This window comes from Pseudoalteromonas sp. SA25 (assembly GCF_011378705.1).
Classification (GTDB): Bacteria; Pseudomonadota; Gammaproteobacteria; order Enterobacterales; family Alteromonadaceae; genus Pseudoalteromonas; species Pseudoalteromonas arctica.
The window spans coordinates 91,770-106,590 of record NZ_WTKV01000012.1; the positions used below are offsets into that span (position 1 = coordinate 91,770).

Sequence of the window (14,821 nt, forward strand, 5' to 3'; positions counted from 1 at the left end):
TAAGTTTATAAAGAGTTTAAATAAAATTGAAAATGCGCTGTATGGAGAGTTGAATTTGAACACCCTAGCTCAATATCATAGTCTTTCTGGTAAAGTTATTTTTATTACAGGCGGTGCATCAGGCATTGGTAGAGCAATGGTTAAGTCCTTTGTAAACCAAAATGCAAAAGTAGCATTTATAGATATTGATGATAAGGCAGCGCAATCGCTTATTCGTGATTTACCCAATGCAAAACTATGGTATAGGCAAGTTGATGTAACTGACTCTCATGCACTTCAGCAATCACTTGTGGATGCATGCGCCGCTTTTGGTGCCATTAATGTACTAGTTAATAATGTAGCGAACGACCGCCGCCAAGCGAGCGAAGACGTTACAGTGCAAGACTGGGATCAGTGCTTACAAATAAACTTAAACCCTGCATTTTTTGCCTCTCAAGTTGCTATGTCTTTTATGAAAGGCGATGGAGCCGGCAGTATCATTAATTTTAGCTCTATTAACGCGATTATGGGCCAGCCACAAATGGCAGGCTATGTAACCGCAAAAGCAGGGCTAATTGGTATGACTAAGGCATTGGCTCGCGATTACGGCGAGTTTGGTATTCGCGTTAACGCTATTTTGCCAGGGTGGGTGGCCACCGACCGTCAACTAGCAAGTTGGTTTACCGAAGAAGAGCAAGTTAAGTGGATGGAAGCCATGGCGCTTAAAAAATTAGTTACCCCTGAAGATGTTGCTAATTTGGCACTCTTTTTAGCCGCCGATGAAAGCAGTATGATCACCGGGCAGAGTATTAAAATCGACGGTGGGAGGCTTTAAAGCTTGGCTAATTCATCTCTTTTTATTGCTGTTGACTGGGGCACGAGCCATTTACGTGCTTATTTGTGCGAAGTACAAGCGCAATCAACACTTAAATTATTAGCACAACGTGATGGCCCTGGTGTTGTTAAGGCAAATCAAAATTTTGAACAAACCCTAATCGACACCATTGCAGTGTGGAAGCAAGAATATGGCAGTTTACCTATATATATTGCAGGACAAATTACCTCAAGTATCGGCTGGCACGAAACGCCATATTTAGAATGCCCAATTAATCCCGAAGGGCTACTTAATGCTGCGGTTAGCTTTGGTTGCGATGGACATATTATTAAAGCGTTACCTGGCACAAAGTGTACGCTGCAAAATAGCTTATTTGATGTAATGCGCGGCGAAGAGCTGCAAATTTTAGGGTTTTTAAAACAAAATCCAGAGTATCAACAAGGTAAAATATTACTCTGTTTGCCTGGCACACATACCAAATGGGTGCTTATAAACAACGGCGAAATCATTTGCTTTAAAACAGCCATGACCGGCGAGTTATATGATTTGTTATGTCATCAAAGTGTTTTAATTCCTAACGACTGTGTAGAAGGTGAGTTTGACTTTAAAGCATTTGAGCAAGGCTGTGAGCTAACTTTAGGTAGTGATAGCGGTAACTTGGCACATGGTATTTTTAGTGTGCGTACACGCCAGCTTTCAAAGGAGTTAACGCCAGTACAAGCCAAAGCCTATTTGTCGGGTGTATTAATTGGCAGCGATGTACGAGCAGCTCGCCACGCTAGCGAATGGCAATTATTAAGTGATACACAAGTTGTGGTGATTGGCACAAAGCAGCTGAATAAGTGTTTTACTACGGCGCTTAATCAAATAGGTGTGAAGTGTGTTGAGTTTGATATTAAAACAGCGACGCTTAGCGGTTTTAATTATTTATTTAATTTAGAGTCAAAAAAATAAACCCCTCTATAAAAATTAAATTATAAAGGGGTTAACAGGAAGCTATTATAACTTAATAGTTAAGCGCTTTTAGCTGCTTGGTTATGCTCAATGTAATCATTGAGCGCAGCAACTTGTGCCTCATTAAAACGTAGTCCTAATTTGCTGCGGCGCCATAAAATATTGTATGCGTTTTCTGCCCACTCTTCATTAAGCAAGTAATCTACTTCTGCTGCAAATAAACCATGGCCAAAATCTTGGCCTAAATCACTCAACCCAGTTGCACTACCTAATATATTTTTAGCACGAGTACCATAAGTGCGTACAAAGCGTTTAAGTGTTATTTCAGGTAACCATTCATATTTTGCTTTTAGCTCTGATTTAAGTGCTTCTACAGAGCTAAAATCACCACCAGGGAGCGAGCTATGCTTGGTCCAAGCTTTGCTCATTTGTGGGTAAAAGTCTTCAAGCTTATTAACCGCAGCTTCGGCAAGTTTGCGATAAGTTGTAATTTTTCCACCAAACACACTCAGTAGAGGTGTTTGCTTAGCATCACTCGAAAGCTCTAATTTATAATCGCGAGTAACGGCTTGTGCATTAACTGATTCGTCATCAAGTAATGGGCGTACACCTGAAAAGGTATGTACTATGTCTTCGCGTTTAATCGGTTGTTTAAAGTAGGTATTAGTAATATCAATTAAGTAATCAATTTCTTCATCACTAATTTTAACGTCTTGTGGGGCACCTTTGTGCTCTACATCGGTTGTGCCAATAAGTGAGAAGTCATCTTCAAACGGAATAACAAACACAATACGCTGATCTTTATTTTGTAAAATATAAGCTTGTTTTTCATCGTGAATGCGAGGCACTACAATGTGGCTACCTTTTACAAGGCGAATATTTTGTGGTGATTTTTCTGTTAGGGCTTCATCAAATAATTTAGCTACCCAAGGACCCGCAGCATTAACAATGCCTTTGGCAGAAATAGTGTATTTAGCTTTGCTCTTTTGCTGCTCAAGCGTTACCTGCCATTTACCTTGCTCACGTTTAGCATTTACACACTTAGTTTGTGTGGTAATAACGGCGCCTTTTTCCTGCGCTGCAAGGGCGTTTAAAACGACTAAACGAGAATCGTCAACCCAGCCATCAGAGTATTCAAACCCTTTGGTAATAGAGGGTTCTAAAACGCTATTTTCACCAAATTTAATGCTTCGAGAACCCGCAAGTGTTTCGCGTTTCGCTAGGTTGTCATACATAAACAAACCAATGCGAATCATCCACGCAGGGCGTAAATGCTTTTGATGCGGCAATCTAAAAGTAAGTGGCCACATAATGTGAGATGCGTTCTTAAGTAGCACTTCTCGCTCTGCTAGGGCTTCTTTTACTAATCTAAATTCGTAATGCTCAAGGTAGCGCAGACCACCGTGGATCAGCTTAGAACTGTTTGAAGATGTTGCACAGGCAAGGTCTGATTGTTCGCACAAGAGTACTTTTAATCCTCTGCCTGCTGCATCAGCTGCTATTCCAGTGCCGTTTACACCGCCACCGATGACTAGTAAGTCATATTCGTTATCTGCTAATTCCACCGAGCTAACCTTTTTATTTGTAATATAAATAAGACATAAGCATCATAAAGCTGCTGTTTTCATTTGACAATAGAAAACCCAGATTTTTATTCGTTAATTTTGACGCCAATCCATTTTCAATTTAAAGCAGTAAAGCATGCTTTTTAAATCTAGCATTTAGCTAAGTTAAAAAAGCAAAGTGGTTAAAGTATTAGCCTTAACCACTTAGTATTTACTATGGGCAGTTTTTATTCGTTAAGCATACTTGAGCTACGCAGTGCTGCCATTTTGCGTATAGATCGTTACGCTCGTCGGCACTCATGGTTGGCTCAAAACGACGGTCGCATGTCCACATTTTAGATAACTGCTCAGTCGACTCGTACACACCTGTTTGTAAGCCAGCTAAATATGCTACGCCTAAAGAAGTGGTTTCGGTCACAGTTGGGCGCTCAACTGTTGCGCCTAAAATGTTTGATAAAAAGGTCATAACCCAATTATTTTTTACCATACCGCCATCTACACGAAGCACACTTGGGCGAAGACCATCACGCTCCATCGCTTTTTGTAAATCTTTTGTCTGGTAACCAACTGATTGCAGCGCTGCAGCAACTATGGTGCTAATACCCGAATCGCGTGTTAAGCCTAAAATAGCGCCACGTGCATTAGGGTCCCAATAAGGAGCGCCTAAACCCGTAAACGAAGGCACTAAAAATACACCATGATCGAGGGGGACATCTTTAACCATCGATTCACTTTCGCCAGCATGGCTAAGTAGTTTTAAGCCTTCAACAATCCACTGCATAGTTGCGCCAGCCATAAATATACTGCCTTCAATGGCGTAAGTTGGCTTGCCGTTTAATCTATAAGCAACAGTGGTTAATAAGCGGTTTTCTGAGGTCAGTGCTTTTTCGCCAGTGTTAAGCATTAAAAAACAGCCAGTACCGTAAGTACTTTTAGCCATGCCTTGTTCAAAACATGCGTGGCCAACAAGCGCAGCTTGCTGATCGCCTGCAATACCACAAACACGAATTGGCGCGCCAAAAATATCAGCGCTGGTTGAACCAAACTCGTCAGCTGAATCCATTACCTCTGGCAGCATAGATTCTGGGATATCGAATAACTCTAAAAGCTCTTGATCCCACTGCTGGGTATGAATATTAAATAACATGGTGCGCGATGCATTGGTTGCATCGGTGCGGTGCTCTTTGCCGCCTGTTAGCTGCCAAAGTAGGTAAGTGTCAACCGTACCGAAGTCGAGCTCACCTGCAAGGGCTTGTTCGCGTGCGCCTTCAACGTTATCTAAAATCCAACGAATTTTAGTGGCCGAAAAATAAGGGTCGAGCAATAAGCCTGTTTTATCGCTTATCGTTTGGCAAAGCTCATCAGTTGTTAGGCTTTCGCAATAGTCACTGGTGCGACGGTCTTGCCATACAATAGCGTTATAAATTGTTTTGCCTGTTTTTTTGTTCCACACCAAAGTGGTTTCGCGTTGGTTGGTGATGCCAATGGCAATAATTTCTTCAGGCTTTACATCGTTTTTAGTTAACACTTCGCGACTAGTGCTAAGCACTGTTTGCCAAATATCGTTAGGGTCGTGTTCTACCCAACCATTTTGTGGAAAATGCTGCGAAAATTCTTGTTGTGCTGTACCAAAAACGTCTGCATCTTTTGTAAACAAGATGGCCCGAGAGCTTGTGGTTCCTTGATCAATTGAGAGTATGTATTTGGACATGATATTTGTGTTATTTATCTTATCTTATATATGACTAGATTGCCTTTAACCGAAGTTAATGGCAATGGTTTTTTCTTAAAATAGCAGATTAAAAAATAAACACGCTAATATTTTCTGGTAACTCTTTTATATAAAAGGCGTTTTATTTTTGCATTATTTTAAGGGCGTACGCGGCTATTGATTAAAACAGCCGCTTAAAGCTTATTATTACTTGGTGTGAGGTTTAGCTTGTTGCCAATCCATACCGGTAGAAAAGCGATTATCAAACCCGCGCCACTGTGGCAGCGGTTTACCATCAACAACAGCTTGGTCGCCGTTTTGTGGTAAATCTAAGTATTTACACTCGCTGGCTATGCCTTTTACGTGGCAATCCATCATGGCAAGTACAAAGTGTTTGTTGATTTCGTTTAGTGTACGCATAGACCACGAAGGCTCGTAGTAATGCCCTATATCTAGCTCACTGCTGCTTTGTGCAATAGCAGGGGCTGGGTGTGGTGCAATATTATGGCGTGCATTTTTGTAAGTAAGCATGTACTTATCTTTGCTGCCTGTTTGTTCATAAAGACTTCTAATGCCTTCATAGCCTGAAATGTCATCTAGGTTACCGGCTACATAAAGCGAAGGTACTTTAATATTTTCCATTGCTTTGGCATCAAATATAGCGTGCTGTCCGCCCCATGGTGCAAAGGCCACCATCGCTTTTATACGCGGGTCTATTTTTGGGTTTTGGTATTGCCCACCAGCGCAGCTGTTTAGTAATTGCTGTACTTGTTTAATTTGAGCTGGGTCTTTCATACCCGTAAACATAGCTGTAGTTTGCTCATTAAAAGCGTAACAACCACCTATTGTATTTACCGCGCCATAGCCACCCATTGAGTAACCAATTACGCCTGCGCTTTTGTTGTCTACTTGCTTGCTTGCAAAGTTGTTTTGCTCATTAAAGTAATTAATAACAAACTGCTGATCGCGTGAGCGATTTATAAGCGTGCTAAAAAAGCCAGAGAACGGCGCATTTTTAAAATCAACATCGGCGTTGGTTGAGTCAGTATGATCAATTGCTACAACAATGTAACCGTGCGACGCTAAGTGCTCGCCAAGGTAGTACATAATTGTACGGTAACCGGTATAACCGTGCGAAAGCACTATCACAGGGTAGTGTTCTTTATTATTAATGGCGACATCACGCATTGCATCGGCTTGCAGAGTAAACTCTTTACCTGAGCGAGTTTCATCTGTGTAGCTGGTAAGTGGCGCTTTTGCTGTATTTACAGCCGGATACCACACCTCTACTTTTAAAGGACGATCTTTTTGGCCTTGTGTAGCTGGGTCAAATTGCGCAGGGTTAACTAAATCAAGTGTTTGCACACCTACATTGTAGCTACCTTTAGCTGCAAGCTCTGGGAGTACTTCGCTAGTGATTGGCGGGTATAGCTGCTCTGGTTTATTAGATTCAGCAACAGCTACACTGGCAGATAAACTGCACGTAGCAAGTAATATAGCTTTTGAAAGCGCCTTGAGTGTGTGTGTCATTGTGTGTCCTTGTTGTGTATTTTTATTTTTTAATTAGTCAGTTCAGCCGACTCGACGGCATTGCTATATTGCAACTGCCATTGTGCTCGTAAGGTATCCATTATGTTCATAACTCGTAAGCTAGTACCGAGGGGCAACACGCTGCTTTGGGTTTGTTTTTGTAATATACACTGCGTGACATGTGCAATTTCAAACTTAAAATTTTCATCGTCGCTAAAGTCGTATTCAAAGTATTGCGGGTCTTGGTCGTTTATGTGTAGCTCTAGCGTTTTTGCACCTACAAACTGAGGTATTCGAATATAGCCAAGCTCACCATTAATACATGCTTCTGTTGGGCCATTTTGCTGCAGTGCGCTGGCAAGAGATGCAAATTGCCCGTTACCGTAATCAACTATAGCAGTGCTTCGCTCATCAACACCGGTTGTGCTTTTATGTACAAAGGATTTGATGTGTTCAGGGGCTTTATTAAATACCACATCAGCAATCGAAATAGGATAAATACCTAAATCGAGTAGGGCGCCACCCGCTGTTACAGGGTTCATTAATCGGTGAGTGTTGGCAAAGCTGCCAGGTAAACTAAAGTTGGCATTAACACTGTGCACATTACCAATAACACCTTCACTTAGGAGCTGTTGTAATTTTACTATAGCTGGTAAAAACCGCATCCAAACACCTTCCATTAAAAAGCAGTTTTGTTGCTTGGCAAGCTTAGTGAGGCTTTGTAACTGCTCAGCATTAACGGTAATTGGTTTTTCGCTTAGCACGTGCTTATTGTGTGTTAAGCATTGAGCGATAGTTTTAAAGTGTTGATCGTGCGTATTGGCAATATATACGGCATCTATATTTGGGCACTGCATAAGAGCTTGATAGCTCTCATAGCCTTGAATATTGTACGGTGTGGCAAATCTTTTAGCGCGCTGCATACTCGTTGATGCAGCGCCAATAAGCTGTGCATCACTGCAATGCGCAATGCTTTTAGCAAAGGTGTGAGCTATATTGCCACACCCAATAATTCCCCAATTAACCTTTGCCATGCTTATTCCTTAAGTTTATTTAAAAAGACGTAATTTGTAATCCTGAACCCGCTGAACATACGTAAATATCAGCATTTAGGCTAAAACGCTCAAAGTAATGCTTTTCTACCGCAGCTTTAATTAGTGGTACTTCCGCATCGCGACACAAACATACAATAGCACCACCAAAGCCGCCACCCGTCATACGAACTGCGCCAAGCTCGCCCATCGCTTCTTTACAGATTTCTACTAGGCCATCGGTTGCAGGTACGGTTACTTCAAAATCGTGTTTAAGTGATTGGTGCGATGCAGCCATTAGCGTACGAAGTGCATCCATATCGTTATTTTGTAGTGCAGTAGTTGCTGCAATTACACGGTCGTTTTCGCTAATTACGTGGTGTGCACGTTTATATTCGTTTTCGCTTAATGTCGCTTTTACTGCTTGCAAGCCAGTCATGGTTGCTTGGCGAAGTGTTTCTACACCCATTTTTACAGCAGCTTGTTCGCAGTCAATACGGCGCTGGTTGTATTCGCTATCAACCAACTTGCGCGGGTAGTTAGAGTTAACAATAACAATATTTAAATCATCAGGAACTTTAACTGATTTAGTTGCTAGGTTTTCACAGTCGATTAATAGTGCATGACCGTTCTCGCCTTTAGCTGAAATAAGCTGATCCATAATGCCGCATTGGCAATGCATAAAGTCATTTTCGGCTTCTTGGCCAAATAGCGCAATTTGCTCTGGCGGTAAACCAAGCTGTGCAATATGGTTAAACATACCGCCAACTGCAACTTCTAGTGCTGCCGATGACGACAAGCCACTACCTTGCGGTAAGTTACTGTCAATTAGTAGGTCGGCGCCACGTAGTGTGTAGCCCGCTCTTTTAAGAACATAAGCCACAGCACGAATGTAGTTACCCCATTGCGACTGGCCTTCAGTGATTTCTTCATCAACACTAAAGCTGTCTTTTTCGCCTGGGTAATTTAAAGAATGCACAGTAATAATATTGTCGTCGCGCTCTTTAAACATTACTTGGGTACGAAACTCTAACGAACACGGTAAAACAAGACCGTCGTTGTAGTCGGTAAATTCGCCAATGAGGTTTACACGCCCCGGTGCTGCAGCAATACCTTGAGCAGGCGCGCCATACAGTGACAAAAATTGTTGTTGGAATTCGTTAAGCTTCATCTGTGTGTCCTGCTGTATCTTTATAGTGTGTTGTACTGGCTGCTTTTAAAATAGAAGCAGCGGTTTCTGCGCTTAAATCGCGTTGGCTTTCGCCTAGCATTTCGTAGCCTACCATGTGTTTTTTAACAGTAGCAGAGCGAAGTAGCGGCGGATAAAAATGTGCATGCAAACGCCAATGTTGCTCATCAGAGCCTCTATTAGCCGGTGCATTGTGCCATCCCATTGAGTATGGGAAGCTGCAATTAAATACGTTGTCGTACTTAGTGGTTAATACTTTAAGTGCCTGAGCCAAAGAGTCGGTTTGCACATCGTTTAGCTGGCTAAAGTTTTGAATGTTATCTTTAGTTACTAGCATTGTTTCAAACGGCCACGCTGCCCAAAATGGCACAACAACAAGCCAATGTTCGTTTTCAAATACAACACGTGTTTGATCTGCTTGCTCTTTTTGCGCGTAATCGGCAAGCATGGCTGTGCCATGCTTTTTATAATAGGCAAGCTGCTGGTTATCTTCGGCTTCTATTTCGGTTGATAAATGCGAGTGAGCCCATACTTGGCCGTGAGGATGAGGTTGCGAACAACCCATGATCTCGCCTTTATTTTCAAAAACTTGTACGCATTCGTACTGCTGTGCAAGCTCTGTGTAATTTTTTTTCCAGGTTTTTACTACTTCGTGCAATGCGTTTTGGCTAAGCTCTGGTAGTGTTTTATTATGCTCTGGAGAAAAACAAATTACGCGGCATTCGCCGCTGGCTTCGTCGGCAATAAATAAATCGCTGTCTGATTCTAAGCTTTGTAATTGCTCGCTGGCATTAGGTGTTAATGCGCCAAAGTCATTTCTAAATACGTGTGTGTATTTGTAATCTGGATTGCTGTCGCCATTTGCACGGGTATTGCTTGGGCAAAGTGGGCAGCTGTCATCGTGTTTTGGTAATACGTTTTCGTTAACGGCTTCTGTTGCGCCTAACCATGGGCGGTTATTACGATGTGGTGACACTAATACCCAACGACCCGTTAGCGGATTTTTACGTCTGTGAGTACTTTCTAATAAAGCCATATTAACTCTCCAACCCACTTGGGTAATTAGTTTGCCAGCGCCATGTGTCGTTTGTCATGTCGCTAAGTGTTAGTTCTGCGTGCCAGTTAAGTGTGTTTTGCGCTTTTGTGGCATCGGCGTAGTTACAGGCAATATCACCTGCACGGCGTGGTGCAATCTTATACGGAATATCTTTATGGGCTGATGCGCTAAATGCCTTAATCATATCAAGCACAGAATAACCTTGCCCTGTGCCTAGGTTGTAAGCATGGAAGGCGGTATCTGTTTTATGTTGCATAAATGCCGCAACATGACCTTTCGCTAAATCTAAAACATGAATATAGTCGCGCACGCCTGTGCCATCTTCGGTGTCGTAGTCGTCACCAAAAATATTAACCACGTCGCGTTTGCCTACTGCAGTTTGAGCAATAAATGGCATTAAGTTATTAGGAATACCATTAGGGCTTTCACCTAATAAACCACTTGGGTGTGCACCTACTGGGTTAAAGTAACGAAGCGCAATACCCATAAATTGACTGTTGGCATTACATACGTCTTGCATGGCTTGTTCAACCATGACTTTAGTCCAACCATAAGGGTTAGTTGCGCGTATAGGATGCTTTTCGTCAATAGGGAGGTAGTCTGGCTCGCCGTACACAGTAGCCGATGAGCTAAATATAATATGGTTAACGCCTTCATCTTGCATGTTTTGTAGCATGCTTAATGTGCCCGACACATTATTTTGATAATAACGCAGCGGTTGCTCGGTAGATTCGCCAACGGCTTTTAAAGCCGCAAAGTGAAAAACAGCTTCGGCTTTAGTATGTTTTAGGGCGAGTTTAAATTGTTGCTCGTCTTGAATGTCACCCAAAATAAACTCAAACCGAGTACCTGTAATCTTTTCGAGTTGGTCAAGTACCCGCGCACTTGCATTAGACAAGTTATCATAAATAACAGGCGTAATACCTGCTTCATGCAATGCAATACATGTGTGGCTACCTATGTAACCCATGCCGCCAGTAACTAAAACTTTCATGTTATTTCTCGAAAAGTGTATTTATATGATAAATACTACTATTAAGGGGGTTTAAAAACAATAGTTATGATTACTGGTTAATTCAAATAAAAGCATAAAAAACATTCAGCTTAAACACTCACCTGTCTTTTAAAGGAATGCTTTTATATTAACTAACATAGGCTTAGCTTTATCAATTAATTCTATAAACTGATTCAACTATTGGCCTAATTATCAGCAGTAAGTCGGGGTGCTAATATAGCGAAAATAAAGTAAGGAGAGATCAACATGAACAAAACAATTTTACTTACCGGCGCTACCGATGGCATTGGGCTAGAAACCGCAAAGATGTTATTAGCACACGGTCACACCGTATTATTACATGGCCGCAGCCAAGCAAAGCTCAGCGCGCTACAAGTAGCTTTAACCGAGCAATACCCAAATGCGAGTACACATACTTATATTGCTGATTTAAGCGATATGAGCCAAGTTCAAACTTTGGCAAAAAATGTATTAGCCGATTTGGCCGAAAATAATAACCAGCTCGACGTACTTATTAATAATGCAGGCGTTTATCAATTAGTTGATGCTACAACAATTGACGGCCTTGATGCTCGCTTTGTTGTAAACACGATTGCGCCATATCTTCTTACAAAACTATTGTTACCTGTTCTTAGTCGTAATTCGCGAGTGGTTAATGTCTCATCAGCTGCGCAATCAAGCGTTAACTTAAATGCACTTATGGGTAACACTGAACTTTCTGATAGTGCGGCTTATGCACAAAGTAAATTGGCTATTACTATGTGGTCGCGTCATTTAGGGCTTGAGCTTAAAGATACTGGGCCATTAGTTGTATCGGTAAACCCTAAATCGTTACTGGGAAGCAAAATGGTAAAAGACGCTTACGGTATAGATGGTGGGGATTTAAAAATTGGCGCAAATATTTTTTGTCGCGCAGCGCTTAGTGATGAATTTAAAGATGCCGCAGGCCTGTATTTTGATAACGATACAGGACGCTTTGCGCCTCCTCATGTTGATGCACTTGATAATGCTAAAAATCAACAACTAGTAGATACGTTAGGCAGTATTTTAGCACAGCTTAAATTAGGCAAAGCATAATGAAAAATCATGTTACCTGGACAGTACAAGGCCAAATTAAAGAAGGTAAATACGATGAGTTTTTACTGGTAATGGCACAATTAGTTACTTTGGCTAAAAGTGAAGCGGGCACTTTAATGTATGAGTGGACAGTAAGTGAAGACAAGCACAATGTACATATTTACGAGCGTTACCAAGATGAAGATGCTGCTAAAGCGCATCTTGCTGGTTGGGGCGAAAGTGGCCCACTATTTTTAAGCGTAGTTGATATGGATAAAGTAACGGTATTTAGTCAATTATCAGAAGAGTTTGCACAAACCTTTGCAGGCCCAAGCAGTGTATTTATGAAACCTGTGGGTGGCTTTGTAAAGTTTTAGAGAAAATACCCATTGTTGATCTAAAGAGCTCACCTCATCAGTGAGCTCTTTTTTTAGTGGCATTACTGCTCTTGCTGCAAGCGTTCGTATAGCCAATCTTTTAGTTCTGTACGTTCGTGTTTTAGTTGATGCATTTGCTCATCGCTTATGGGCGCATCTTTGAGCTCTAATACTCTAATCTCTTTATCTAGCTTGTCGTACTTATCTGCTTTTTTTGCAAATTCAGTATCGCTTTCATTTAACTCGGCAATGGTCTTTAAGTACTCTGGGAAGTCATTAGTTAATGAGTGGTCTTCGCCTAACATATTCGCTCCTTAGTAGGATATAAATGAGCTCACAAATAAGTGAGTTGTATAAGTGAATTACTGCCTTTCATATAATACACTGGGGCTTACATAGATATAATTCAACCATTGAGCCGCTAATGTGATGTAGCGCAAACAACCGTTTTTACTTTTTAGCCGTTACTGTTTTTCCCAATAAGGGACTTCACCAAAGTAGGCAATAAAATGATCGATAAACGCACGCACCTTAGGGGCTAATAATCTATTGCTTGGATATACAGCCCAAATATCGGCATTAGCTACCAGCGGAAAGTCTTTTAACACTTCTACTAGGCTGCCATCTTCTAAATATTTATAGCTACACCAATTTGAACTAATAGTAATACCTAACCCTTGTACGCACGCATCACGAACGGCTTCACCGTTATCAAAACGAAGTGCGCCTTTGGTTTTAATATTAAGAGTGTCTTTACCTGATTTAAAACCCCAGCTCTCTATACTGGCTAAGTTAATAGTTTGATGATTAACTAAATCTTGTGGTGTTTTAGGCAAGCCATTTTTAGCTATATACTCAGGCGATGCGCATACAATACGGTTATCTGATGCAAGTTTGCGAGCAATTAGGTTTGAATCTTTAAGTGCCGCATCGCGAATTGCAATATCAAAACCGCCTTCGACTAAATCAACAATAGTATCGCTAAAGCGGCAATCTATAGTCAGCCCTGGGTATTTTTGCATAAAGCTTTTTAAGGCAGGGACTATATGCATGCGTCCAAAAGAAGCAGGCGCAGTGATACGTAATGTACCTTGGGGCACTAAGCTTCCTGCACCTACCGAGGCGCGTGCGGTTTCTAATGTTGCTAGCACCTCTTGTGCATGAGGTAAAAATGCCTCGCCTTCTTCGGTCAGCGACACCTTGCGCGTAGTACGATGAATAAGTCGTACTCCTAAGTTCTCCTCAAGCTTACTAATATATGCACTCGCTACTGCTGGTGATAAATCAAGCTCTCTTCCTGCTAGGCTTATATTATATGTATTAGCAATGCGTACAAACAAAGCAAGATGGTCATTATTCATACTTGATTCTCAATATTATGTTGAAACAGATTGTGTATTTAGCCTTATTATCATTTATTAAAGGCAAAGCTACAATGAAACCTCATTACACATTAACTATAAACAGCTAATAGAGGCAACACTCATGAAAGCAATGACAATTAATAATTTTGGTGGCACTGAAGAGTTTGTAGCAGCAGAGGTTGCAAAACCACAAGTAACCGCAGGTAACGTATTGGTTCGCATTGCTGCAACTAGCGTAAATACAATTGATATGATGATTCGTCAAATGGGTGCCGATTTACCATTTGCTCCAAAGTTACCAGGCATTTTAGGTATGGACTTTGCGGGCACTATTGAAGCTGTGGGAGACGGTGTAACAGAGTTTACTGTAGGTGATGAAATTTACGGTTGTGCTGGTGGCCTAGGCGATTTACCAGGTGCACTTGCTGAGTTTATGCTTGCTGATAAGCGCTTAATTGCTCACAAACCTAAAAATTTAACCATGAAAGAAGCAGCCGCTATTCCACTTGTAGGTATTACTGCACTTGAAGGCTTAACGCGTGCAAATGTAAAAGCAGGTCAAAAAGTGTTAGTGCACGGTGGCGCAGGTGGTGTAGGCCATTTAGCAGTACAACTAGCTAAGCACTTTGGCGCTGATGTTTACTCAACTGGCGGTAACGCAGAGCAACTAGCACTAATAGAAAGCTTTGGCGCTACAGGCATTAACTTTAAAGACGAAACTGTAGAGCAATACGTTGAAAAACATACCAGCAATGTGGGCTTTGATATGGTGTTTGACACAGTAGGAGGCGGTAACCTTACTAACTCGTTTGCAGCAGCAAAGCTAAATGCCCAGGTATCTACAACGCTCTCTTTATTAGAAGTAGACTTAAGCCCAGTACACTTTAAAGGGCTATCGTTAAACGTAATCTTTATGCTTATCCCGATGATCCACGACTTTAACCGTCAAGACCACGGCGACAAACTTACTAAACTTGCGCAAATTGTTGAAGCAGGCGGTATGCGCCCAGTACTTGATGAGCAAGATTTTACATTAGAAGATACAGCTAAAGCGCATGACCGCTTAGCAAGTGGCCAAGCACTGGGTAAAGTGGTTATAAACGTACAATAATGCATTCAAGGCCGGCTTTTTAGCCGGCTTCTTTATAATTCTAATAT

Annotated in this window: 14 protein-coding genes; 5 read left to right on the forward strand and 9 right to left on the reverse strand. The window is 41.6% G+C overall.

The window, feature by feature from the left end:
- The first annotated feature begins 55 nt into the window (after positions 1 to 55).
- Together GQR45_RS11510 and GQR45_RS11515 are read left to right on the forward strand one after the other, a co-directional pair.
- A complete protein-coding gene (locus GQR45_RS11510) occupies positions 56 to 814 on the forward strand; it encodes an SDR family NAD(P)-dependent oxidoreductase (RefSeq protein WP_002958845.1) in 759 nt (252 codons plus the stop codon).
- 3 nt (positions 815 to 817) lie between these two features.
- Positions 818 to 1,768 (forward strand): 2-dehydro-3-deoxygalactonokinase, encoded by a 951-nt coding sequence (locus tag GQR45_RS11515; protein WP_165725973.1) that lies wholly within the window; start codon positions 818 to 820, stop codon positions 1,766 to 1,768.
- A 59-nt stretch (positions 1,769 to 1,827) separates the two neighbouring features.
- On the opposite strand, the gene glpD is transcribed toward GQR45_RS11515, so the two are convergent.
- The 7 genes from glpD to galE all read right to left on the reverse strand — a co-directional run bounded on the left by glpD (position 1,828) and on the right by galE (position 10,845).
- Entirely contained in the window at positions 1,828 to 3,333 is a 1,506-nt protein-coding gene (glpD, locus tag GQR45_RS11520; RefSeq protein WP_165725974.1) for a glycerol-3-phosphate dehydrogenase, read from the reverse strand.
- A 214-nt stretch (positions 3,334 to 3,547) separates the two neighbouring features.
- A complete protein-coding gene (glpK, locus tag GQR45_RS11525) occupies positions 3,548 to 5,044 on the reverse strand; it encodes a glycerol kinase GlpK (protein WP_165725975.1) in 1,497 nt (498 codons plus the stop codon).
- A 207-nt stretch (positions 5,045 to 5,251) separates the two neighbouring features.
- Positions 5,252 to 6,574, reverse strand: coding sequence for a dienelactone hydrolase family protein (locus GQR45_RS11530; protein WP_165725976.1), 1,323 nt, complete (start codon positions 6,572 to 6,574; stop codon positions 5,252 to 5,254).
- A gap of 29 nt (positions 6,575 to 6,603) precedes the next feature.
- Positions 6,604 to 7,608, reverse strand: coding sequence for a Gfo/Idh/MocA family oxidoreductase (locus tag GQR45_RS11535; protein ID WP_165725977.1), 1,005 nt, complete (start codon positions 7,606 to 7,608; stop codon positions 6,604 to 6,606).
- 19 nt (positions 7,609 to 7,627) lie between these two features.
- Positions 7,628 to 8,776: a galactokinase gene (gene galK / locus GQR45_RS11540; RefSeq protein WP_165725978.1), complete on the reverse strand. Its 1,149-nt coding sequence runs from the start codon at positions 8,774 to 8,776 to the stop codon at positions 7,628 to 7,630.
- The gene (locus GQR45_RS11545; RefSeq protein WP_165725979.1) at positions 8,766 to 9,830 is read right to left on the reverse strand and encodes a UDP-glucose--hexose-1-phosphate uridylyltransferase; all 1,065 of its coding nucleotides are present in this window, start codon (positions 9,828 to 9,830) and stop codon (positions 8,766 to 8,768) included. The genes galK and GQR45_RS11545 overlap by 11 nt, the downstream gene beginning before the upstream one ends.
- A gap of 1 nt (position 9,831) precedes the next feature.
- The gene (galE, locus tag GQR45_RS11550; RefSeq protein ID WP_165725980.1) at positions 9,832 to 10,845 is read right to left on the reverse strand and encodes a UDP-glucose 4-epimerase GalE; all 1,014 of its coding nucleotides are present in this window, start codon (positions 10,843 to 10,845) and stop codon (positions 9,832 to 9,834) included.
- A gap of 267 nt (positions 10,846 to 11,112) precedes the next feature.
- Between galE and GQR45_RS11555 the strand changes: the two genes are divergently transcribed.
- Positions 11,113 to 11,943 (forward strand): SDR family NAD(P)-dependent oxidoreductase, encoded by an 831-nt coding sequence (locus GQR45_RS11555; RefSeq protein ID WP_165725981.1) that lies wholly within the window; start codon positions 11,113 to 11,115, stop codon positions 11,941 to 11,943.
- Positions 11,943 to 12,299, forward strand: a complete 357-nt coding sequence (locus GQR45_RS11560; protein WP_165725982.1) for an antibiotic biosynthesis monooxygenase — start codon at positions 11,943 to 11,945, stop codon at positions 12,297 to 12,299. The genes GQR45_RS11555 and GQR45_RS11560 overlap by 1 nt, the downstream gene beginning before the upstream one ends.
- Positions 12,300 to 12,361: 62 nt before the next feature.
- Here the strand turns inward: GQR45_RS11560 and GQR45_RS11565 are convergent, their stop codons facing one another.
- Both GQR45_RS11565 and GQR45_RS11570 read right to left on the reverse strand, forming a co-directional pair.
- Complete coding sequence (locus GQR45_RS11565; protein ID WP_007580070.1) at positions 12,362 to 12,604, reverse strand: YdcH family protein; 243 nt, start codon at positions 12,602 to 12,604, stop codon at positions 12,362 to 12,364.
- Positions 12,605 to 12,763: 159 nt separating this feature from the next.
- Entirely contained in the window at positions 12,764 to 13,660 is an 897-nt protein-coding gene (locus GQR45_RS11570; protein ID WP_007580072.1) for a LysR family transcriptional regulator, read from the reverse strand.
- Positions 13,661 to 13,784: 124 nt separating this feature from the next.
- Between GQR45_RS11570 and GQR45_RS11575 the strand changes: the two genes are divergently transcribed.
- Positions 13,785 to 14,774: a zinc-dependent alcohol dehydrogenase family protein gene (locus GQR45_RS11575; protein ID WP_165725983.1), complete on the forward strand. Its 990-nt coding sequence runs from the start codon at positions 13,785 to 13,787 to the stop codon at positions 14,772 to 14,774.
- Positions 14,775 to 14,821 lie beyond the last annotated feature (47 nt).